We start from the raw sequence: 21,369 nt of genomic DNA, 5'->3' as shown, positions 1-21,369 counted from the left end.
GGGGGTTACGGGAACGCCGGCGGCGGCGGTCCGAAGCCCGCGGGGGTGGCCTCGGCGGCCGGGGTCTCGTCGGTGCGCATCAGGTCGCGCGCCATCAGCGTGGCTCCCGCCACCGCGCCGGGCATCAGGAGCACCGCGACGAGCGGCACCAGGAACGCCAGCACCAGCGGCACTCCGAAGCCCAGCACCATCAGCCGCCGTGAGCGCAGCAGCACCAGCCGCTCGGGCAGCTCCATCTTGCGGCGCTGGAGGGCGACGGAGGTGAGCTCCTGGGTCAGGAAGTAGCCGGACACGCAGAACCCGAGGACCGGGACGACCGTCTGGCCGATCACCGGGACGAAGCCAAGGGCGAAGAGCGCGATGCCGTACAGCGCCACCCGCCCGAGCACCTTGACGCTGTCCCGGGCCGAGATCCACAGCTCCCGCCAGAGCGGCAGGCCGGACTGCGGGACGTCGCCGCCCTCGGTGCGGTCGACCTGCTCCGAGAGGGACTCGTAGAAGGGCTGGCCGATCAGCAGGGTGACCGCGGTGAAGGTGATCACCGCGAGGAAGAGACCGAGGCCGAAGAACAGGGCGGTGAGGAAGCCGCGGAAGAGGCCGAGCCACGGGGCCGACCAGTCGTCGGCGAAGGGGGTCGCCCAGGCGGTCAGGTCGTCGGCGCCGTAGCCGAGCCCGACGAGGGCGCCGACGTAGAGGGCGAACGAGACGAGCCCGGGCAGCAGCCCGAAGCCCAGCCACCGGCCGTGTCGCAACACCCATCGCTGTCCGGCCAGCAGGTACCGGAAGCCCCCCGCAAGATCGTGCATGGCGTCAGTCTACGGCGAAGGCCGCACCCCGATCGGGGTGCGGCCTTCGCTGTGCGGCTGCCGGATCAGACGGCGAGCTCGACGGTGATGTTGCCCCGGGTGGCCTTGGAGTACGGGCAGACCTCGTGGGCCTTCTCGATGAGCTCCTTGGCGGTGGCGGCGTCCACGTTCGGGATCACGGCGGAGATCTTGACGATCAGGCCGAAGCCGTCGTCGTTCTTGCCGATGCCGACCTCGGCGGTGACCGTGGAGCCGGAGATGTCGGCGTTCACGTTCTTGGCGACGACGCCCAGGGCGCCCTGGAAGCAGGCGCTGTAGCCGGCGGCGAAGAGCTGCTCCGGGTTGGTGCCGGCGCCGGAGCCACCGAGCTCCTTGGGCGGGTTCACGACGACGTCGAGCCGGCCGTCGTTGGTGGCGACGCGGCCGTCACGGCCGTTCTCGGCGGTGGCCACGGCGGTGTACGCGACGTCGGACTGCTGGATGGACATGAAGAATGTTCCTCCTGGTAATCGCCGCGACTCGCGCCCACGGTCACGACGGTTGTGGGGTGAGCCTAACCGGTGAAGGAAACGATCATCTTTCCGGTGTTCTCTCCGCGCAGCATGCCGAGGAAGGCGGAGGCGGCGTTCTCGACGCCCTCGACGACCGTCTCGTCGTAGGTCAGCTCACCGGAGCGCAGCCAGCCGGCCACGTCCTGGACGAACTGCTGCTGCAGTCCGGCGTGGTCGCTGACGAGGATGCCCTGGAGCCGCAGGCGCTTGCCGATGACCTGCATCAGGTTGCGCGGGCCGGGCGCGGCCTCGGTGTCGTTGTAGTGGGCGATCGCGCCGCAGAGGGTGGCGCGGCCGTGCACGTTCATGGAGGAGATGGCGGCCTCCAGGTGGTCGCCGCCGACGTTGTCGAAGTAGACGTCGATGCCCTCGGGGGCGGCGGCGGGCAGCTGCTCGGCGACGGGGCCGTTCTTGTAGTTGAAGGCGGCGTCGAAGCCGTACTTCTCGGTGAGGAGCGTCACCTTCTCGTCCGAGCCGGCGGAGCCGATCACCCGGGACGCGCCCTTGATCTTCGCGAACTGGCCGACGAGGCCGCCGACCGCACCCGCGGCGCCGGAGACGAAGACGGAGTCGCCCTCCTTGAAGGAGGCGACCTCGAAGAGCCCGGCGTAGGCGGTCAGGCCCGGCATGCCGAGGACGCCGAGGTAGGTGGAGAGCGGGGCGAGGGAGGCGTCGACCTTGGTGGCGTGCTGCGCGTCGAGCTCCGCGTACTCGCGCCAGCCCAGGCCGTGCAGGACGTGGTCGCCGACGGCGAAGCCCTCGGCGTTGGAGGCGACGACCTCGCCGACCGCGCCGCCGTCCATCGGGCGGTCGAGCTGGAAGGGCGGGACGTAGGACTTCACGTCGTTCATCCGGCCGCGCATGTACGGGTCCACGGACATGTGCAGGTTGCGCACGAGGATCCGGCCGGCGGCGGGCTCGGCGTTGACGGGCACCTCACGCAGGGCGAAGTCCTCGGCGACGGGCCAGCCCTGCGGGCGGCGGACGAGGTGCCATTCGCGGCTCACGGCGGGGATCTCAGACATTGCGACGCTCCTGGTAAGAACGAATTGCTTCACTAGGTGAAACAACCATGCGCCTGGATATTTCATGTTGTCAAGTAAATGGGTACTCTGGATCCATGCCCAGTCGTCGTGTAGACCCAGTGACCGTCGAGGTCGTCGAACTCATCGGTGACGTCGTGAGCCGGTACCACATGGAGTACGAGCACGCGGCGGCCAGCCATCAGCTGACCGGCGCCCAGGCCAAGGTGCTGAACCTGCTCTCCCTGGAGCCGACGCCCATGCGCCGCATAGCCCAGAAGCTGCGGTGCGAGCCCTCGAACGTGACGGGCATCATCGACCGGCTGGAGAGCCGCGGCCTGGTGGAACGCCGCCCGGACCCCGCCGACCGGCGGGTCAAGCTGGCCGCCCCCACCGAGGAGGGGCTGCAGACGGCGGAGCGGCTGCGCGAGTCGCTCGACTTCGCGCGCGAGCCCCTGGCCGGGCTGTCCCCGGCGGAGCGGGCCGTGCTGCGCGACCTGCTCAAGCGGATGCTGGAGGGCTAGTCACCCCAGCACAGCATGCCCAGGAAGCCGCAGTCCTTGGTCGGCGTGGGCGCGGGCTTCGGCGGGACCGGGGGCGGGGGCGACGTCGTCGCGCTGCCGGAAGGGCTCTGCGAGGGCTGCCCCGTCCCGCCCTGGAGGGACTTCCCCGGGCCGGGGGTGCCGGACGCCTGCCCGGACGTCGTGGGAGCGGGGGCGGACTGTGTCGGTCCGGGCTGACCGGTGCTCCCTGCGGGCGCCCCGCTCCCGGATTTCTTCGTGGTCGAACCGCCGGCCTTCGCGGTGGCCCTGCCGGAGCCCGTGGGCGCCGCGGCCGTCGGCGCGTCCGACAGCGGAGCGGGATCCCGGGGCGCGTCGTCCACCAGGACGACGTCGGAGGCCCGGTCGGTGCTCTCCCCGTCGGCGGCCATGCTCACCACCATCAGGGAGCCCCCGCTCGCGAGCAGCACACCGAGGGACAGGGTCAGCACGGTGCGGCGGCGGCGCCGGTGCGCGACCCTGCGGCGGGCACCGGCCCTGCGCTCGTTCGGGGCGGAGAGCACCACGAGCGAGTCCGCCGAGTCCGCGTACGCATCGGCCGGCGCATCCGCGGCGGGCCCCTCGACGACGGGCGGCATGGGCGGCCCGGGCGGCCCGGCGGCAGTGGGCGCGGCGGGTATCAGGTACTCGGCGGGCGTTCCGCATCCGGCGCACGCCAGTGCGCCGTTGAGGTGCCTCCGGCAGGCGTGGCAATAGTTCATGGCGCCCGCAGGCTACGCCGTGTGCGGCAACATCCGGATCCCGAGAACGTAAGGATCCTGTGTGGAATCGTTCCCTCCATGACATCTTTCGGGCCTGCGGGGTTCCAGTTGGTGCTATTGCGGCGGATGGCCGACTTCCAGCCGGACCTCGCCGACGAGGCCCGCCGCCGGCTGGGCGCTTCGCTCGCGGACCAGCGGGAGGCGAACAAGCGCTGGCAGGCCATGGTCCGCTCGCCCCGCGCGCGCGGGGCGCTGGCCCGGTACCGCTCGGTGCTCGGCCCGCCGGAGTCCGCCGAGCACCGCACGATCGGCGACCTGGAGTGCGAGGCCCTGCTGTGGCCACTGCCGCTCTGGCCGGACCTGCGCTTCGAGGTGCTGGCCGCGCCGGACGGGGCGGTGTGGAACGAGTGGCTCGTACGGGCCCCGGGCGCGCGGGGGCCCGTACTGCGGTCGCCGGACGACCTGCTGCCCTGGTCGGCGACGGTGGACGAGGTGGCGCGGGCCTTCGCGCCGGTGCGGCCGATGGAGGGCACCGCGCCGACGCGCTGGCGCCTCGCCTTCACCGCGCAGAGCCGGCCCTGCGTGGCGGAGTTCACCTACGGACTGCTCCAGCGCGTCGGTCCTCAGACGTAGCGGTAGGCGCCCCGGGCCGTGTGGGTGATCCGGCGGACCCGCGAGAGGGCGTACCCGGCCGTCAGGTACCCCGCGCCGACCGACAGGGGTCCGAGCGCGGCCAGGAGCGGCAGGGCCGAGAGGAGCAGCGGGTCGTGGGGGTGCTCCCGGCCGGGGGACGGGCAGGAGGACGGCCCGCCGGCCCCCGGGCCGGGGCAGTCGGCGGGCGCCAGGACGACCGTCTTCTCCGGGCCCAGACCCAGAACCGGCTCGCTGCCCCTGCTCACGGCCTGTTCGGCCAGCAGGAGCGCCACGACGAGGAACACGGTCCCGGCCAGCAGGAACACCCCGCCGAAGAGGCACGTGAGGCGCAGGCGGGTGACGGAGCGCCGCGGCGCCGCGGGCCGTTCGTCGGTGGCGCGGGCACGGACCCGGTACGGCATCGGTACTTCCCCCCTCGGGACGCGACGGCCCACCCACTGTCGCCCGCACCCCCCTAAACACCGCGTCAGCACCCGTCGCCGCCGCAGCACCGGTAGCCGCCGCACCGCGCGGACGCGCCGCCTACGACGCGAGGAAGGCGCGCACTCCGGCCGAGGTGCCGTCGTCGCCGAGCAGGTCGTTGTGCCCCAGGCAGCCGACCGGCGTGTTGACCGCGCCCACGAGCGGGACGCTGTCGTCGGGGTTGATCACCTCGTCGCAGTTCGACCAGAAGGTCGCGTACTTCACCGCTCCCGGGGTCGGGTCGCCGCCGCCCAGGTTCCTCACCACGTACGACCCGGGGGTCATGTCACGGCAGGCCTGGTCCCACAGGGCACAGGCCCACGCGGTGGAGGTGCCGCGGTTGGGGCCGGCCAGCGAGACCCAGTGGTCGACGGTGGCCGTTCCCCCGCCGAACTTGACGTACCAGCGGCTCACCAGCGAGCCGAAGGAGTGCGCCACGACATCGACCTTGGCGGCGCCCGTCTCCCGGCGGACCTGTTCGACGTAGGTGCCGAGCCGCCCGGCGAGGACCTCGTTGACGGACTGGTGGGTGTCGTAGCCGAAGGAGAAGAGCTCCGCGTCGGTGTACCCGTCGGCGCGCAGGTCGGCACGGAGGGATCCCCAGACGCCCGGGTCGGCGTTGTACCCGTGGACGAAGACCACCGGGCTGCGCGGTGATGCCCGGTCAGCGGCGGGGGCCGGGCCCGGGGCGGAGGCGCGGACCGGGCCCGGGTCGGAAGCGCGGACCGGGCCCGGGTCGGAGGCGCCGGCCGCGGCGGGCGCCGTGAGCGACACCAGGCAGAGCGTCAGGAGCGCGACCAGTCCCTGTCGGGCCGTCAGCATCGGTCCCCCCTTACCTTGTTACGCGCGAGTAGCGCGTGCAGTGCGGGCATGGTGCTGCCTGTCGGTACAGAAATCCACCCCCATGCAGCCGCGACACACCCACGGCCGGAGCATTCCAACGGGCGGATAGCCCCGAATGCCCGAGATGATATGTAAAGCGACCGGCACTTCCGCCGGTCCCTTTGCGTCAGCGCTCTCGGGAGGTTCTGCCGTGACCGTCAGTCTTGAGCAGTTGCGCCGCTGCCACGTCGCCGTCGACCTGGGGGCGGCCAGGACCCGCGTGTACGTCAAGGGCGCCGGCCTCGTGGTCGACGAACCCAGCGTCGCCGCGGTCAACACGCGCACCGGCGCACTCATCGCCGTCGGAACCTTCGCCGAGCGGATGACCGGCCGCACGCCCGACTACATCAGGGTCGTGCGCCCCGTCTCCGGAGGCACCGTCGTCGACATCGAGATGGCCCAGCGCATGCTGCGCCACCTCCTCGGCGAGAAGCTGCGGCGCGCCCTGCGGCGCAAGCCCCGGCTGCGGGCCGCCGCCTGCACCCCGCACGACGCGGACCCGCTCGCCCAGCGGGCGGCCGTGGAGACGCTGGTCGGCCTCGGGGCGCGGCGCGTCGAACTGGTCGACACCCTGATCGCGGCGGCCGTCGGCTGCGGACTGCCCGTGGAGCAGCCGACCGCGACGATGATCATGGTGTGCGGGGCCGCGGCCACCCAGGTCGCCGTCCTCTCGCTCGGTTCGATCGTCACCGCCGAGCGGATCCCCGTCGGCGGCGAGGCCATCGACCACGCGGTCGTCCAGCACCTGCGCCACGCGCACGAGCTGATGCTGCCGAGCCAGGCCGTCCGGCCGCTCCAACTGGCCCTGCACGGCAACGGCCTCACCTCCGAGGGGCCGGCCTCCACCCTCATCCACGGCCGTGACGTGGCCACCGGCCTGGCCCGGTCCGTGCACGTGGACACCGCGGCCGTCCGGGACGCCATCCACACGCCGCTGACCGCGGTCCTCGACGGCATCGGCAAGGTGCTGCGGGACTGCCCGCCCGACCTGGTCGCCGACCTGACGGACCGGGGGATCATGATGGTGGGCGGCAGCGCCCTGCTGCCGGGCCTGGACCAGATGCTGCGGGACGCCACCGGAATGCCCGTCGCCATCGCCGAACGGCCCGACGTGTGCGCCGTGATGGGTCTCGGCGCGATGCTCGAAGGGAAGATCGCCCCGATGGTCCTCAACCCGCTGGCCGGATGACGGACGAAGGGCACGGGAGGCCCGCCGGGCAGTCCGACGAGGACGCGGCGAGCCTCCCCGTGCTGCTGGAGGCCGTACTGAGCGTCGGCTCCGAGCTGGAGCTGCGCGCCACCCTCCAGCACATCGTGGAATCGGCCGCCGAGCTGTGCTCGGCCCGGTACGGCGCGCTCGCGATCCTCGATCCCGAGCGCGCCGCCGTGACCGCCCTGTTCACGGCGGGGCTGACCGAGGAGCAGCGGGCGGCCGTCCCCCATCTGCCGGACGGCCGCTCCGGCCTGCTCGCAGTCCTCGCCCGGGACCCGCGCCCGCTGCTCCTGGACGACCTCACCCGGGACCCGCGCACCGCCGGCTTCCCGCCCGGCCACCCGCCCATGCGCAGCTTCCTCGGCGTGCCGATCCGGGTCCACAACGAGGTCTTCGGCAACCTCTACCTCACCGAGAAGCACGGCGGCTCCCCCTTCACCGAGGAGGACCTCGCCCTCGTGCGCGTCCTGGCCGCACAGGCGGGCATAGCGATCGGCAACGCCAGGCTGTACGAGACCGCGCGCCGCCGGGAGCGCTGGATCGACGGGGCCGCCGCCGTGACGACGACCCTCCTGGCCGGGCGCCCCGCGGCGGACGCCCTGATGTGCGTGGCCGAACGGGCCCGGCTGCTCGCCGACGCCGCGGCCGGGGTGGTGCTCCAGCCGACGCCCGAGGGCGGCATGGAAATCGTGGCCGCCTCCACCCAGGGGGATCCCGGGGACCTGGTCGGGACGGCGATCGCCCCCGGATCGCCGGTGCTGGAACAGCTCCTCGGCGGCGAACCCGTCTTCATCGACGACTCGGCCACCGATCCGCGGATGACCACCCGGGTCCGGGAGCGGTTCGGGCCGAGCATGATGCTGCCGCTCCAGAGCGGCGGCCGGCTGATCGGCACCCTGGCCCTGCCGCGCGCCCGGGGCGGCCCGGCGTACGACGCGGTGGACCGGCTGCTCGCCTCGCAGTTCGCCTCCCAGGCCGCGCTGGCCCTCGTCCTGGCGGACGCCCAGCACGACCGGGAGCAGCTCGCGGTGTACGAGGACCGCGACCGGATCGCCCGGGACCTGCACGACCTGGTGGTCCAGCGGCTCTTCGCCACCGAGATGATGCTGGAGAGCACCCGGAGGCGGGCCGAGAACGCCCCCTCGGGGGACACGGTCGGCGACGAACTCACCCGCGCCGTCGACGAGCTGGACTCCACCATCCAGGAGGTCCGCACCGCCATCTTCGCCCTCCAGCAGCCGCCCACCGACGCCCCGACCACCTTCCGGGGCCGGGTCCTGCGCGAGACGGGCGGCGCGGCGGTCCTGCTCGGCTTCCAGCCGTCGGTGCACTTCGCGGGCGCCGTGGACGCCCTGCTCCCGGAGGCCGTCGCGGGCGATCTGCTCACCGCCCTGCGCGGCGCCCTGGCCGCGGCCCACCGGCGCAGCCGGGTCACCGCGATCGAGGTGGTGGTGGACGCCTCCCCGGCCCGGGTCCGCCTGACCGTGACGGACGACGGCCGTACGGAACGGGGCGCGCGCGGCACGACGGTGACCTGGGAGTCGGCCCTCTGACGGCGCGGCACGCGCACGTCCGCCCTGCGCGGCGGCGCGGTGCGGCGGTGTGGTGTGGTGCGGCGGTTCGGTGCGGCCCGGGGCCTTCAGGGCCGGCCGGGGCGTTCGGCGGCGCGCAGGGCGATCCGGGTGTTGGACTGGGCCACGCCCGCCTCCCGCTTCAGACGGCGCAGCAGCGCGTCGAGGGCGGCGGGGTCGGCGGCCCGGGCCCGCACGAGGTAGTCGTGCGCGCCCGTCACGTGGACGGCCTCGGTGATCCCAGGGAGCTTGGCGACCTGGCGCTCGAACTCCTCGTTGGTGGTGTCCTGGCGCAGGGTGACGTCGATGAAGACGACCAGACCGCCGGCGGTGTCGGCGGCCGGGTCCACCAGGACGGTGAACCCGCGGATCACGCCGTCCCGGCGCATCCGCCGCACCCGGTCGGCGGTGGCATTGGCGCTCAGGCCGACGCGGACACCGAGGTCGCGGTACGAGATCCGCGCATCCTGCTGCAGGATGCCGAGGATTTCCCTGTCGAGGCGGTCCATGCCGCGATTGTCGCAGTCGGGCCCGGTATTCGCGCTCGTACCTCGGGGGTGAGGGCCGACCCTCGCCCGTATGAGCGAACTGATGACACCGGCCCTGGCGGGCGCCGCCGCCGGTCTGGGCGTGGCGATGCCGATGGGTGCGATGAGCGTGCTGCTGCTCCAGGAGGCGATGCGGCACCGGCGGACGGCGGCGGCCGCGGCCCTGGGCATCGCGGTGGTCGACCTCGGCTACGCGGCCCTCGCCACCGCCGTCGGCCCCTGGGTGGCCTCCCACGTCTCCCCCGTCGAGGCGTGGGTCCGGCTGGCCTCGGCGGCGGTCCTGCTGGCCATCGCGGCCCACGGCCTCGCCGGATCCCGCGCCGGGGCGGCCCCGCCCGCAGCGGCCCCGGACCCCGCCGCCGCGTCGGGCACCACGCGGACCACCACCGGCCTGCGGCCGGCCACGGCCTTCGCCCGCTACGTCGCCCTCACCGCGATCAACCCCACGACCGCCCTCTACTTCGCCGCCCTCACCACCGCCCAGGGCGCGACCCTGGGAACCGGCCCCGCCGGAGCGGCCTTCCTCGTCGGCGTCGGCGCGGCCTCCCTCCTCTGGCAGCAGTCCCTCGTCGCCCTCGGCTCCCTCGCGGGCGCCCGCATCTCCGCCACCGCCCGCGTCTGGACCTTCCGCCTGGGCTACGGCCTGGTCGCCGCCTACGCGGTGAAGATCGCCCTCCCCCTCCCCTGACGGGTTGTCGGTGCCGCATGTGATGCTCGCCGGCATGGGTGTCCTCTTCGGCTACTACGCCGCCCGCGACGACGATGACGCCGGGCGGGCGGTGCGACGCGACGACGGCGGACCGGCCGGCACCGGATACGACCAGTTCGTGGTGAAGGGCGCGGATCCGGTGGTCCAACTGCTGCCCGCCGAGGTGCTCCTCACGGGCCGGTCGGCGGAGGCCGTCGAGGCCGATCCCCGACACGGCGGGCTGATCGCGACGGTCCGGGACGGCGAGGTGGTCAGCGTGTCGCTCACCGAGGCGCTCCGGGACTCCCTCGCGGACTGCGGCCCCCGGCAGCTGGGCTCCGTTGCACGCGCCTGGTCCGGCTCGGACGTCTTCGCCGTGTCGCCGTCAGCGGAGGGTCTCGCAGAGTTCCTGGAGTCGCTCGCGGCGCTGGCGCGCCGGGCGGTCGCACACGACCGGCGTTTGTACTGCTGGATCTGCCCGTAGGGCCGACAACCCTGCCGCCGTCCGCGGTGACTTCGGTGTTCACGAGAACGTCATGGACCTGACCGGCCCGCAGAGCGAGGATCGGACCGGTGAACGGTGGTCTTTCCGAAAGGCGGCGGGTGTGACGTGGTCGAGCGGTCTGCTCGGGTTCGCCGCCGGGCTGCTGATATCCGTGGTCACCGCGCCCGTGGGGGTCTCCGGAGCGGTCTTCCTGCTGCCCGTGCAGGTCAGCCTCCTGGGCGTGCCGAGCCCGGCGGTGACTCCGACCAACCTCCTCTACAACATCGTGGCCGGTCCCGGAGCCCTGCTGCGCCACCACAGGACGGGGAGCCTGCGGGGGCCGCTCACCCGCCTGCTCATCGCCGGGACCGTGCCCGGCGTCGTCCTCGGCGCGGTGATCCGCGTGTTCGCCGTCCCCGGGCCGCGGATCTTCCGCCTCCTCGTCGCCGCCCTGCTGCTGCCGCTGGGGCTGTGGCTGCTGCTGCGCACCCTGCGCCCCGCGCCGGCCCGGGCTCCCCGTCCGCCCTCGCCCCGCGCCACGACCGCGCTGGCCCTGGCCGTCGGCGTGGCCGGGGGCGTCTACGGGATCGGCGGAGGCTCGCTGCTCGGCCCCGTCCTGGTCGGCCGCGGGGCGCCGGTCGCCGTCGTCGCGCCCGCCGCCCTGGCCGCTACCTTCGTCACCTCGGTCGTCGGCGCGGCCACGTACGCGCTGCTCTCCCTCGCCGCCGCGGGCGACGTCGCCCCGGACTGGTTCCTCGGGCTGTCCTGCGGGGCCGGCGGCCTGCTCGGCGGACACCTCGGCGCCCGGCTCCAGCCCCGCCTGCCCGAGACCGCGCTCCGGCTGCTGCTCGCCGGCCTGGCCACGGGCATCGGCGCGCTGTACGCCGTCCGGTTCCTGGCCTGACACGGCACGCGGTGGCCGGAGGTGGCCGGAGACGGCCGGGAATCTCCGCCGAAGTCCTGCCGCCCGGACGGGAATTCGACCGCGCCCCCTAGGGTGAAAGGGTGACGACCCGCCTCTCGGCCCGCGCGGCCATCGCCTCCGTGACCGATCCCGGCAGCTTCACCGAACTGCCCTCCCCGCGACGGGAGTCCCCGGCGGACGGCCCGCTGGCCTGGGCCGGCTACGACGCCTCCCGAGCCCGCGCCGCCGAGCGCACCGGCGAGCAGGAGTCCGTCGTCACCGGCACCGCCCGCCTCGGCGGCCGCGAAGCCGTCCTGATCTCCTTCGAGTTCGGCTTCCTGGGCGGCTCCCTCGGGCAGCGCACCGGCGACCGGCTCGAAGCCGCGTACACGCACGCCCGCGAGAGGCGCCTCCCCCTCGTCTCGCTCATCGCCACGGGCGGCTCCCGGATGCAGGAGGGCATGCTCGCCCTGACCCAGCTGCAGCGCGTGGCCCGCCAGGGCGTCCTGACCCGGGCCGCCGGGCTCCCCCAGCTCGCCGTCCTGCGCGATCCGACCACCGGCGGCGGCTGGGCCACCCTCGGGGCGGGCGCCGACGTGGTCCTCGCGCTGCCCGGCGCCCAGGTCGGCTTCGCCGGATCCCGGGTGCGCCCGGCCGACGCGGACCCGGCCGCGTACTGCGCCGAGGGGCAGTACGCCGCCGGCCACGTGGACGCCGTGGTCCCCGCCGCCCATCTGGCGGGCACCCTCGCGCACTGGCTCCGCGTCCTGGCCGCGCCCCGCTCCGGCGAGCCGGTCGAACCCCCGGCCGCGCTGGCCGACGCCGGCCCGCCCGCGACCGGCTGGGACGCGGTACGGCAGGCCCGCGACCCCGGCCGACCGCGCGCCGAGGCGTACCTGGACGCGTACTTCGAGCTCCGCCTGCACCTCTCCGGCGACCGGGCGGGCGGCACGGACCCGGGGATGCTGTGCGGGTTCGGGCTGCGGGAGGGCCGGGCCGTGGCCTACGCCGCCCAGTGCGGCACGGCCACCCGCCCGGCGGGATACCGCACAGCCGCCCGCGTGGTCCGCCTCGCGGACCGGCTGGGCATCCCCGTGCTCACCCTGGTGGACACCCCGGGCGCGGCCAACGACGCCGCCGCCGAGCACGCGGGCGCCGGCGCGGCCATCGCCGACACCTTCGCGGCGCTGGCGGAGGCCGCAGTCCCCCTCACCACCCTCCTGATCGGCGAGGGCGGTTCGGGCGGCGCCCTCGCGCTGGCCGCGCCGGGCAACACCTGGGTCACCCCGGACAGCTACTTCTCGGTCATCGCCCCGGAGCTCGCCGCGGCCATCCTCAAGCGCCCCCCGTCGGCCGCCCCGGCCACGGCGGACCAGCTCCGCATCCGCCCCCAGGACCTGGTGGCCCTGGGCGTCGCCCGCGGCATCGTCGGCCCGCCGGACACACCCTAGGTCGTCTCTTTCGGATCTTGTCGGCCGAGCCCGCGTTGTCCGGTGCCATGGGGTCTCCCCAGGCCCGCAGGGCCGAGGGGAAGCATCGCAAGGCGGAGGAGCTCCTCGTGTACTGGCCGTACTCGGGAGCCCCGACAACGCAGCGAGGTGCGGTGCCGGGCAGCGCGGGCCCGGCAAGATCCGAAAGAGACGGCCTAGACCCGGCGGGCCGGCAGCCGGACGTCCATCCGGTAGAGCCTCGTCACCTGCTGGGCCAGCTCGTTGTCGTCGCTGACCAGCAGCAGCCGCACCCGGCCGCGGCCGTCCTCCCCGGTGACGGCCATGCCCTCGACGTTGTCGACCAGCGGGTGGTTCTGCGGAAGCCTCGACGGCGCGCCCAGCGTCGGGCAGCCGTCGAGGTCCCCGAGCGCCGTCTTGCGGGCGACCCGCAGCCCGGTGCCCTGGGCCAGCGCCTCGACCTTCGAGGTGTCCGTCGCGCCCAGCGGGTCGGCGACGTACAGCCGCACGGTGATGGCGAACTCCCGGGTGAAGCCGCGCTCCAGGACGATCAGCCGGCCGTCCCGGGTGGGGGCGAGTTCCACGAGGCCGTGCCCGGCGTCCACCGGGTAGGCGTACTGCCGTCCCAGCCGGAACTCACCGTCGCGGCCCCGCTCCCAGGTCTGGATCCGCTGGAGCGTGCGCCCCTCGGCGTCCTTGCCGTCACCGGCCAGCGGCCCCTCGACGCCCGCCACGAGCGTGCGCCCGCCGGGGAGCAGGGTCAGCGATTCGAAGGTCTGGTTCGCCGCGGCCCGGCCCTGCGGGGCGGGGCGGAGGGCGTCCGGGACCTGCAGCGTGCCCAGTACCTGCCCGGTCCGGCCGTAGCGGCGGACGGCGGGCGCGTACTCGTCGGTGACCAGGTAGGAGCCGTCCCGGTCGACGACGACGCCCTCCGAGTCGACCGGCGCGCCGGCGCCGTCGGTGAGCGGGATCCGCGCCGTGGCCCGGGCGGTCGGGGTGCCCCCGCGCCCCACCTTCAGGGAGTAGAGCGCCGACTTGTCCGACACCGCGACGACGGCGCCGTCCCGGTCGGGCGCGAGACCCGAGAGGCCCCCGACGAGGCCGCCGTCGAGCGTGGTCTTGTCGAGCGCGTCGGAGTAGCCCGCGACGGAGAGGTACGGCGAGCAGGACCGGTCCTGCGGCGGGGCGGCCGCGGCGGGCGGCGCGAGCATCGCGCAGAGCGCGGCGGCCGCGGCGACTGCTGCGGCCGTGGTCGTGGTGGGCGGACGAAGAAGGCGCATGGCGGCGCTCCTGGTTCGGCGGGCGGATGCGGGGCGGGGGGCGGCTGCCGAACTGTCATATGGCTATTCGAAATGAAGGGGAAGGCCTCGCAACACGAAGGCAATGAACCCGCCAACTTCCCTTCACGCCCGTCCCGATCGGGCGAACCGGGCCGGACTGGTCCCGACATGCCGGGCGAAGTGCCGTGTGAGGTGCGCCTGGTCGTGGAAGCCGGCCTCCGCGGCCGCCGCCGCGGGCCCCGCCCCCGCCAGCAGCAGTCCCCGCGCGAGCGCCACCCTGCGCCCCGTCAGGTACGCGTGCGGCGGCAGCCCGTAGGCCTGCCGGAAGCTCCTGATCAGGTGGGTGGGATGGGCGTGGCCGAGCCGCGCCGACGCCTCCTCCAGCGTGATCCCCTCCACCACGCGCGCGTCCAGCAGCTCGCGCAGCCGTACGGCGAGCCCCGCCGGGGCCGGCGCCCCGTACCCCGCCGGCGCGCGCCCCGTGAGCCACCGGTGCAGCCGCTCCCGTACGAAGGCCAGCCGCGACGGGGCCTCCAGGGGATCCCGGTCCCGGTCCCCGAGCGCCAGGTGCAGCGCGTGCACGCGCTCGCGCAGCGCGGGGTCGGCCAGCAGCGGCGCGTCCACGGCCGCTCCGGTCAGCCGTTCCGGCAGTACCGAGGTGTCCAGGTACAGGACGCGCTTGCGGAAGCCCGCCTCGGTCACGGTCCGCCCGTCGTGGACCACGCCGGGCGGCAGCAGGACCACCGCGTCCGAGACCCCGGCGCCGTGCCGCTCCCGGTCGAGGGCGAAGTCCACCCGTCCGCCGTCCACGATCATCAGCGCCCAGGTGTCGTGCACGTGGGCCGGGTACGCGTGCTCGGTGAAGCGGGCGTGGAAGACCTCGGCGATGCCCGGCACCGGCGGCCGCCAGGCACTGACGGTGCTGAGCGGACGTATCGCGGCCATGTCAGGAACGTACAAGACCCGCCGCGCACGCGCCGCCAGGCTGTCCGCATGACGACACAGAAGATCGACATCGCCGGCAGGCTGGCCGGTTTCACCGAGCACTGGGCGCCGCGCCGCATCGCCCGCGTCAACGACTACGAGGTCAAGGTCGCCAAGGTCCGGGGCGAGTTCGTGTGGCACAGCCACGAGGACACCGACGAGCTCTTCCTCGTCGTGGCCGGAACCCTGACGATCCGCCTGCGGGACGGGGACGGGGACGTGGTCCTGGGCCCCGGCGAGATGTACGTCGTCCCGCGCGGGACGGAACACTGCCCGGCCGCGGACGAGGAGGCCCACATCCTGCTCTTCGAACCGTCCGGCACCACCAACACGGGCACCGCGGGCGGTACCCGCACCCGGGAGCCGGTGGACGCGTAGCCCGCCCGGCCCCGCGGTCGCGGCGGTCAGGCCTGGGGGGAGCGGGCGTCGTAGCGGGCGAAGTTGCGCCAGCGCAGGGCGAGCAGGCCCACCAGCAGCACGCAGGCCAGGCCTCCGCCGGTGACGGCGACGGCGGGCGAGGTCAGGTCGGCGGCGGTCCCGGCGAGGAAGTCCCCGAGCCGGGGCCCGCCCGCGACGACCACGATGAAGACGCCCTGCAGCCGCCCGCGCATGTCGTCCGGCGTGGCCGCCTGCAGCATGGTGGTGCGGAACACCATGGAGACCGTGTCCGCGTACCCGGCCAGGGCCAGGAAGAACAGCCCGAGCCAGAGGTTCCGGGTGAGCCCGAAGACCGCGATGGCCAGCCCCCAGGACGCGACCGCCAGCAGGATCGCCAGCCCGTGCCGCCGGACGCGCGCCTGCCAGCCGGAGAACAGCCCGCCCAGCAGCGCTCCGGCGGCGATCGCGGCCACCATCATGCCGACCGTCTTCGCGTCGTCGCCGTACCAGAGCACGGCGATGGCGGGGAACAGCGCCTTCGGCTGCGCCAGCACCATCGCGGCCATGTCGGTGAAGAAGGTCATCCGGATGTTGGGCCGGGTGCCGAGGAAGCGCAGCCCGTCGACGACGGAGGCCCTCCCCCGCACCCCCTCCGCCCGGTCCGGCTTCATCGAGGGCAGCCGCCACATCGCGTAGAGGGCCGCGGTGAAGGTCACGGCGTCGATCAGGTACGCCCACTCGTAGCCGCCGACGGCGACGACCAGTCCGCCCAGCGCGGGACCGACCATCGTGCCGAAGGTCATGGTGACGGAGTTCAGGGCGTTGGCGGCGGGCAGCTGTTCGGCCGGCAGCAGCCTGGGGATCATCGCGGAGCGCGCCGGCCCGGTCAGCGCCCCGCAGACCGCCTGGAGCGCGACGACGGCGTACAGGAACCACACCCGGTGGAAGCCGAGCAGCGCGGCCGCCGCGAGCGCGACGGACAGCACCGCGGCGCCGAGTGAGCTGTAGAGGCCGAGCTTGCGCCGGTCGACGGTGTCGGCGATGGCACCGCCGTACAGGCCGAAGACGACGAGCGGGACGAGCGAGAAGAGGCCGACCAGCCCGACCGAGAAGCTGGAGCCGGTGATGTCGTAGACCTGGAGCGAGATCGCGAGGGTGGTCATGGCCTGGCCGACCCAGGAGATGGTCCCGCCGATCCACAGCCGCTGGTAGTCGGCGGAGGTGCGCAGGGGGGTGAGGTCGGCGAATATGCGCCGTCTCGGAGCGGTCGGAGCGGTCGTACGAGTCACATCGGATGATAACCAGCGGCCCGTCGCCGGTCCGCGGGGTTTTCCGGCCCTTTCACACAGGGGCAACAGTCGCCCCACCCTGCTCCGGGCTCCCGGCGCAGGTGGGCCGTTGCCGCTAACTCGCCACTATCACCGCACATTTGACTGAATCGACGTGCGCTCCTCGCCTCTCGTTCAGCTCATGATGAAAAGACTCGTATGTCCAGGGAGGCGTAGTGATCGAACCTGGCAACAGCACCACGAGCACCGGTACGACGCAGAACACGGTGCGCCCCACCGTGCCCCCCACCATGCCGCTCACCGTCGGGGTCGAGGAGGAGTTCCTCCTCGTCGACGCCCGCACCCTCCGGGTGGTCCCGGCCGCCCCGCAGGTCCTGGCGACGGCCGGCGGGCTGCCGGGCGAGATGCACCCCGAGGGCACCCGCTACCAGGTGGAGATATCCACCCCGATCGCCGATTCGGCGGCCTCGCTGCGCGCCGAACTCGCCGAGCTGCGGCGCAGCTTGGGCCGGGCCGCCCGTGCCCACGGCTGCCGGCTGCTGGCCGCGCCCTCACCGGTCGTCGCCGTGGAGGGGCCGCTGCACCTGACCGACGACCTGCCGCGCCAGCGCGAGCAGCACCGCCGCTTCGGCGCGCTCACCGACACCCTGGTCAGCTGCGGCCGCCACATCCACGTCGGCACCCTCGACGTGGACACGGCGGTGGCGGTGTCCAACCGGATCAGACCGTGGCTGCCCACCCTGATGGCGCTGGCCGCCAACTCGCCGTTCTGGGGCGGCCGCGACACCGGTCACTCCAGCTGGCGGGCGATGGCCTGGTCCGGCTGGCCCTCGGCGGGCCCGCCCCCGCACTTCACGTCCACGGCCCACTTCCGGCGCTCCGTGCAGACCCTGCTCGGCTCCGGGGCGGCCCTGGACACCAAGATGGTCTACTGGGACCTCCGACCCTCCGGGCACTGGCCGACGCTGGAGCTCCGCGCGCCGGACATGTCCCCGGACGTCGACTCGGCGGTCCTCCAGGCGGAGCTGGCCCGCGCACTGGTGGCCACGGCGCTGCGCGAGAGCGCCGAGCGGCGCCCGGAGCCGGCCGTACGGGACGACGTCCTGCGCCTCGCGCGCTGGCGTGCGGCCCACGACGGCCTGGAGGGCTTCGGCCTCGACCCGTACACGGGCACGGAACTCCCGGCGGCCGACCTCGCGGAGGCCCTGCTGGACCTGGTCGCCCCGGAACTGGCCGCCGCCGGCGACCTGGACCACGCCGCCAAGACCATGGCCGGGCTCCTGCGCGACGGCTCGGGCGCCCACCGCCAGCGCGCGGCCTACGCCCGCCGCCAGGACCTGACGGACGTACTGCGCCACCTCGTGGACGAAACGGAGGACTTCTGATCCACCCGGCTCCCCGTCCCCCGGCACCCTTCGGCCGGCGGTACGGGGAGTTCTGCGTACTCGCCGGCAGAGGCGTACGGCTCAGGCGGCTGCGCGCACTCGGTTTCGCCAGGCCGTGGGACGACCTCTCCGGCACGCCAGGGGGGTGAGCCGGCAGATCGAACCGCTTGCCGAATAGCAAGAAATATGGGCATTTGCACTAGATTCCTCTTTCAGTGGGCCGGCGAGGCGTCGGCTCTGCCAGCTGGGAAGTGGGGCCTGGTGAAGCCGTCGAATGAGCCGTCCGGGGGCGGGCGGGAGGCGCGTGAGCCGCCCTTGCGGGACATGGCCCTGACGGTGTTCCGGCTCGCCTCCGACAGCGGAACCGCCACCTCGGCCCCGGCGCCACGGAACTCCGGCGGCGCGTTCACGGGGCCGCCCTCGAAGCTGCGGCGCTTGCCTGCGCACCGTTCGCGGTCAACCGCGCCGGCCCCCTGCTGAGCCTCCCGTGCGGGATCACCGGATTCAAGGTCGAGGAGACCGGCCCGACCGGGAAGGCGCCCGTCCGGATCCTCCGCCGCCCCACAGCCAGCGCCGCAACGGCCCGAACGCGCAGACGAGGTATGCCCATGCCCCACCAGGACAGCAGTAGCGAAGCCGCTCCCGGCGGCCCTTCACCGGCGGTCAAGCTCAGTCTGCTCACGCTCACCGCGATGGTCGTCGGCTCCATGGTCGGCGCGGGCGTCTTCTCGCTGCCCGGGCGCTTCGCCCAAGAGACCGGCGTCGCGGGCGCGCTCATCGCGTGGGCCGTCGCCGGCACCGGCATGCTCATGCTCGCGTTCGTCTTCCAGGCGCTCGCCGTGCGCCGGCCCGACCTGGACGCCGGCGTGTACGCGTACGCCAAGGCGGGCTTCGGCGAGTACCTGGGCTTCTTCTCCGCCTTCGGCTACTGGGCCAGCGCCTGCGTCGGCAACGTCACCTACTGGGTGCTCATCATGTCGACGATCGGCGCTGTCGCGCCCGCGCTCGGCGACGGCGACACCTTCCTGGCCATCGTCCTGTCGTCCCTCGGCCTGTGGTGCTTCTTCCTGCTCATCCGGCGCGGAGTGAAGGAAGCGGCCGCGATCAACCGGATCGTGACCGCCGCCAAGCTCGTCCCCATCATCGTCTTCATCATCCTGGCGCTCTTTGCCTTCGAGCCGTCCGTCTTCGCCGACAACTGGGGCGGCGCCGACTACGCCGGCTCCCTCTTCAACCAGGTCCGCGGCACCATGCTGGCCACCGTCTTCGTCTTCCTCGGCATCGAGGGCGCCAGCGTGTACTCGCGCCACGCCAAGCGCAGGCAGGACGTGGGACGGGCCACCGTCCTCGGTTTCCTGAGCGTCTTCGCGATCTTCGCCTCGGTCACCATCGTCTCGTACGGCATCCTGCCGATGAGCGAGATCGCCGAACTGCGCCAGCCCTCCATGGCCGGAGTCCTGGAAGCCGCCGTCGGCACCTGGGGCAAGGTCTTCGTCAGCGTCGGCCTCGTCATCTCCGTGCTCGGCGCCTATCTGGCCTGGACCCTGATGGCCGCCGAAGTGCTGTTCGTCGCCGCGAAGGACGAGGACATGCCCCGCTTCCTCGGCCGCTCCAGCGGCGACGACGTCCCCGCGCCCGCCCTCCTGATGACCACGGCCCTCAGCCAGATCGTGCTCGTCGTCACCGCCTTCTCCGACGACGCCTTCAACTTCGCCCTCGACCTCACCAGCGCCCTCAGCCTCATCCCCTTCCTCCTCGCCGCGGGCTTCGCCCTCAAGATCGCGCTGCGCCCCGGGGAGAACCGGGTGGCCGGCACGAGCACCCGGCGCGAACTCGTCGTCGCCGCCGTCGCCACCCTCTACACCGCGTTCCTGCTGTACGCGGCCGGACTCAAGTTCGTCCTCATCTCCTTCATCGTCTACGCCCCCGCCACCTTCCTGTTCGTCAAAGCCCGCCGGGAGCAGGGCCGGCGTCTCTTCTCGCCCCGGGAGACGGTCATCTGCGCCGTCTCCGTGGCCGGTGCCGTCGTCGGCATCGTCGCCCTCGCCGCCGGCTGGATCGAGCTCTGACCGGCCACGGCCCCGCCGTCCCCCTCCTCGACCCCCTTCCGGAAAGGCCAGTGATGAACTCCGACAGTCCCGCCGCGAAGCCCGCCCTCGGCGTCCACTCCGAGGTCGGCCGGCTCCGCAAGGTCCTCGTCTGCTCGCCGGGCCTCGCCCACCGCCGACTGACCCCGACCAACTCCGACGACCTCCTCTTCGACGACGTCATGTGGGTGGAGAACGCCCAGCGCGACCACGCCGACTTCGTCAACAAACTGGTCCAGCGCGGTGTCGAGGTCATCGAGCTGAACAACCTGCTCACCGAGACCATGGCCATCCCCGAGGCGAAGAGCTGGCTGCTCGACCGCAAGATCGTGCCCAACGAGGTCGGCCTGGGCCTGGTCGACGACACCCGCGCCTTCCTGGACTCGATCGCACCTCGCGCGCTCGCCGAGTACCTGATCGGAGGGCTGTCCACAGCCGACCTCCCCGATGACTTCCGCTCGCCGTACGTGACGCTCGCCCGGGAGGCGACCGGCGCCCGCGAGTACCTGATGCCCCCGCTGCCCAACACCCTCTACACCCGTGACACCACCTGCTGGCTCTACGGCGGCGTCACCCTCAACCCGCTCTACTGGCCCGCCCGGCACGGCGAGACCCTGCTCATGAAGGCGATCTACACCCACCACCCCGACTTCAAGGACGCCGCCGTGTGGTGGGGCGACCCCGAACAGGACTGGGGCCAGGCCACGTTCGAAGGCGGCGACATCATGCCCGTCGGCAACGGCGTCGTCCTCATGGGCATGAGCGAACGCACCTCCCGGCAGGCCATCACGCAGGTCGCCCGCGCCCTCTTCGAGAACGGCGCCGCCCACCACGTCATCGTCGCCGGCATGCCCAAGCTGCGCTCCGCCATGCACCTCGACACCGTCTTCACCTTCGCCGACCGCGACGTCGTCACGCTCTACCCGAAGATCATGGACGCGGTGCACACCTTCTCCCTGCGCCCCGGCGACACGGCCGCAGGCATCGAGATCACGGACGAGGGCGGCACCGCCTTCACGGACGTCGTCGCCAAAGCCCTCGGACTGCCGGGGCTGCGCGTCATCGAGACCGGCGGCGACGTCTACGCCTCCGAGCGTCAGCAGTGGGACAGCGGCAACAACGCCGTCGCCCTGGAGCCGGGCGTGGTCTTCACCTACGACCGCAACACCCAGACCAACACGCTGCTGCGCAAGGCCGGCATCGAGGTCATCACCATCGTGGGCGCGGAGCTGGGCCGCGGACGCGGCGGCGGCCACTGCATGACCTGCCCCCTCGTCCGCGACCCGGTCGACTTCTGACCCGCACCACGACCGCCCCGGGGCCCGTCGGAGCGTCGGGCGCGTACGTCTCGCTGCTGCACGTGCGCGAGACCACCGGCCGCCTCACTCGCGCCGCTCCGTCGCCGTGATCAGCCCGAGACGGCCGGCCTGCGTTTCCGGGTGGTTCCCGGCCAAAGGCTTGAGCTCGGCTCG

Annotated in this window: 22 protein-coding genes; 12 read left to right on the top strand and 10 right to left on the bottom strand. The window is 73.6% G+C overall.

Going from position 1 to position 21,369, the window contains the following annotated elements; all coding sequences use genetic code 11:
- Positions 1 to 5: 5 nt before the first annotated feature.
- From AB0O53_RS24485 to AB0O53_RS24475, 3 genes are all read right to left on the bottom strand, one after another.
- Positions 6 to 806 (bottom strand): EI24 domain-containing protein, encoded by an 801-nt coding sequence (locus AB0O53_RS24485; protein WP_351000211.1) that lies wholly within the window; start codon positions 804 to 806, stop codon positions 6 to 8.
- Between the two features lie 65 nt (positions 807 to 871).
- Positions 872 to 1,294, bottom strand: a complete 423-nt coding sequence (locus AB0O53_RS24480) for an organic hydroperoxide resistance protein (RefSeq protein WP_030841164.1) — start codon at positions 1,292 to 1,294, stop codon at positions 872 to 874.
- A 65-nt stretch (positions 1,295 to 1,359) separates the two neighbouring features.
- The gene (locus AB0O53_RS24475; RefSeq protein ID WP_351000205.1) at positions 1,360 to 2,382 is read right to left on the bottom strand and encodes an NADP-dependent oxidoreductase; all 1,023 of its coding nucleotides are present in this window, start codon (positions 2,380 to 2,382) and stop codon (positions 1,360 to 1,362) included.
- 95 nt (positions 2,383 to 2,477) lie between these two features.
- Between AB0O53_RS24475 and AB0O53_RS24470 the strand changes: the two genes are divergently transcribed.
- Entirely contained in the window at positions 2,478 to 2,903 is a 426-nt protein-coding gene (locus AB0O53_RS24470) for a MarR family winged helix-turn-helix transcriptional regulator (RefSeq protein WP_351000202.1), read from the top strand.
- Here the strand turns inward: AB0O53_RS24470 and AB0O53_RS24465 are convergent.
- Entirely contained in the window at positions 2,900 to 3,640 is a 741-nt protein-coding gene (locus AB0O53_RS24465; RefSeq protein WP_351000179.1) for an SCO2400 family protein, read from the bottom strand. The two genes, AB0O53_RS24470 and AB0O53_RS24465, sit on opposite strands and share 4 nt — an antisense overlap.
- A 78-nt stretch (positions 3,641 to 3,718) precedes the next feature.
- On the opposite strand from AB0O53_RS24465, the gene AB0O53_RS24460 reads away from it, so the two are divergent.
- On the top strand, positions 3,719 to 4,273 hold the full coding sequence (locus AB0O53_RS24460) for a hypothetical protein (protein ID WP_365198165.1): 555 nt from the start codon (positions 3,719 to 3,721) through the stop codon (positions 4,271 to 4,273).
- On the opposite strand, the gene AB0O53_RS24455 is transcribed toward AB0O53_RS24460, so the two are convergent.
- Both AB0O53_RS24455 and AB0O53_RS24450 read right to left on the bottom strand, forming a co-directional pair.
- Entirely contained in the window at positions 4,264 to 4,695 is a 432-nt protein-coding gene (locus tag AB0O53_RS24455; RefSeq protein ID WP_365198163.1) for a hypothetical protein, read from the bottom strand. The two genes, AB0O53_RS24460 and AB0O53_RS24455, sit on opposite strands and share 10 nt — an antisense overlap.
- 121 nt (positions 4,696 to 4,816) lie before the next feature.
- The gene (locus tag AB0O53_RS24450; protein WP_351000170.1) at positions 4,817 to 5,578 is read right to left on the bottom strand and encodes an esterase/lipase family protein; all 762 of its coding nucleotides are present in this window, start codon (positions 5,576 to 5,578) and stop codon (positions 4,817 to 4,819) included.
- A 211-nt stretch (positions 5,579 to 5,789) separates the two neighbouring features.
- Between AB0O53_RS24450 and AB0O53_RS24445 the strand changes: the two genes are divergently transcribed.
- Together AB0O53_RS24445 and AB0O53_RS24440 are read left to right on the top strand one after the other, a co-directional pair.
- Positions 5,790 to 6,827, top strand: a complete 1,038-nt coding sequence (locus AB0O53_RS24445; RefSeq protein WP_031145880.1) for a rod shape-determining protein — start codon at positions 5,790 to 5,792, stop codon at positions 6,825 to 6,827.
- Positions 6,824 to 8,404 carry a GAF domain-containing sensor histidine kinase gene (locus AB0O53_RS24440; RefSeq protein ID WP_365198159.1) on the top strand — a complete coding sequence of 527 codons (1,581 nt, stop codon included), beginning with the start codon at positions 6,824 to 6,826 and terminating at the stop codon, positions 8,402 to 8,404. Before AB0O53_RS24445 ends, AB0O53_RS24440 begins: the two co-directional genes overlap by 4 nt.
- Positions 8,405 to 8,490: 86 nt before the next feature.
- Here the strand turns inward: AB0O53_RS24440 and AB0O53_RS24435 are convergent, their stop codons facing one another.
- On the bottom strand, positions 8,491 to 8,931 hold the full coding sequence (locus AB0O53_RS24435; RefSeq protein ID WP_351000165.1) for an Lrp/AsnC family transcriptional regulator: 441 nt from the start codon (positions 8,929 to 8,931) through the stop codon (positions 8,491 to 8,493).
- 70 nt (positions 8,932 to 9,001) lie between these two features.
- Here AB0O53_RS24435 and AB0O53_RS24430 point away from each other — a divergent pair, with 70 nt between their 5' ends.
- The 4 genes from AB0O53_RS24430 to AB0O53_RS24415 all read left to right on the top strand — a co-directional run bounded on the left by AB0O53_RS24430 (position 9,002) and on the right by AB0O53_RS24415 (position 12,497).
- Entirely contained in the window at positions 9,002 to 9,658 is a 657-nt protein-coding gene (locus AB0O53_RS24430) for a LysE family transporter (RefSeq protein WP_351000163.1), read from the top strand.
- 34 nt (positions 9,659 to 9,692) lie between these two features.
- Entirely contained in the window at positions 9,693 to 10,142 is a 450-nt protein-coding gene (locus AB0O53_RS24425; protein ID WP_365198156.1) for a hypothetical protein, read from the top strand.
- A gap of 121 nt (positions 10,143 to 10,263) precedes the next feature.
- Positions 10,264 to 11,046 carry a TSUP family transporter gene (locus AB0O53_RS24420; protein WP_365198154.1) on the top strand — a complete coding sequence of 261 codons (783 nt, stop codon included), beginning with the start codon at positions 10,264 to 10,266 and terminating at the stop codon, positions 11,044 to 11,046.
- A gap of 101 nt (positions 11,047 to 11,147) precedes the next feature.
- Positions 11,148 to 12,497: a carboxyl transferase domain-containing protein gene (locus AB0O53_RS24415; protein WP_365198151.1), complete on the top strand. Its 1,350-nt coding sequence runs from the start codon at positions 11,148 to 11,150 to the stop codon at positions 12,495 to 12,497.
- Between the two features lie 194 nt (positions 12,498 to 12,691).
- Here the strand turns inward: AB0O53_RS24415 and AB0O53_RS24410 are convergent, their stop codons facing one another.
- The gene (locus AB0O53_RS24410; RefSeq protein WP_365198149.1) at positions 12,692 to 13,774 is read right to left on the bottom strand and encodes an esterase-like activity of phytase family protein; all 1,083 of its coding nucleotides are present in this window, start codon (positions 13,772 to 13,774) and stop codon (positions 12,692 to 12,694) included.
- 123 nt (positions 13,775 to 13,897) lie between these two features.
- Entirely contained in the window at positions 13,898 to 14,719 is an 822-nt protein-coding gene (locus AB0O53_RS24405; protein ID WP_365198147.1) for an AraC family transcriptional regulator, read from the bottom strand.
- Between the two features lie 48 nt (positions 14,720 to 14,767).
- Here AB0O53_RS24405 and AB0O53_RS24400 point away from each other — a divergent pair, with 48 nt between their 5' ends.
- Positions 14,768 to 15,136: a cupin domain-containing protein gene (locus tag AB0O53_RS24400; RefSeq protein ID WP_365198146.1), complete on the top strand. Its 369-nt coding sequence runs from the start codon at positions 14,768 to 14,770 to the stop codon at positions 15,134 to 15,136.
- Positions 15,137 to 15,162: 26 nt separating this feature from the next.
- Here AB0O53_RS24400 and AB0O53_RS24395 read toward each other — a convergent pair whose 3' ends face one another.
- Positions 15,163 to 16,425 (bottom strand): MFS transporter, encoded by a 1,263-nt coding sequence (locus AB0O53_RS24395; RefSeq protein ID WP_351000142.1) that lies wholly within the window; start codon positions 16,423 to 16,425, stop codon positions 15,163 to 15,165.
- Positions 16,426 to 16,640: 215 nt separating this feature from the next.
- Between AB0O53_RS24395 and AB0O53_RS24390 the strand changes: the two genes are divergently transcribed.
- The 3 genes from AB0O53_RS24390 (at position 16,641) to AB0O53_RS24380 (ending at position 21,195) form a co-directional block, all read left to right on the top strand.
- Positions 16,641 to 17,810 (top strand): carboxylate-amine ligase, encoded by a 1,170-nt coding sequence (locus tag AB0O53_RS24390; protein ID WP_351000139.1) that lies wholly within the window; start codon positions 16,641 to 16,643, stop codon positions 17,808 to 17,810.
- A gap of 608 nt (positions 17,811 to 18,418) precedes the next feature.
- Complete coding sequence (locus AB0O53_RS24385) at positions 18,419 to 19,879, top strand: basic amino acid/polyamine antiporter (protein WP_365198143.1); 1,461 nt, start codon at positions 18,419 to 18,421, stop codon at positions 19,877 to 19,879.
- Positions 19,880 to 19,932: 53 nt separating this feature from the next.
- On the top strand, positions 19,933 to 21,195 hold the full coding sequence (locus AB0O53_RS24380) for an arginine deiminase (RefSeq protein WP_351000133.1): 1,263 nt from the start codon (positions 19,933 to 19,935) through the stop codon (positions 21,193 to 21,195).
- Positions 21,196 to 21,369: the final 174 nt, after the last annotated feature.

The sequence above is a fragment of the Streptomyces erythrochromogenes genome (assembly GCF_040684695.1).
Classification (GTDB): Bacteria; Actinomycetota; Actinomycetes; order Streptomycetales; family Streptomycetaceae; genus Streptomyces; species Streptomyces erythrochromogenes_C.
The sequence above is the reverse complement of the archived record's forward strand: the minus strand, read 5'-3'. Positions and strand labels throughout refer to the sequence as shown.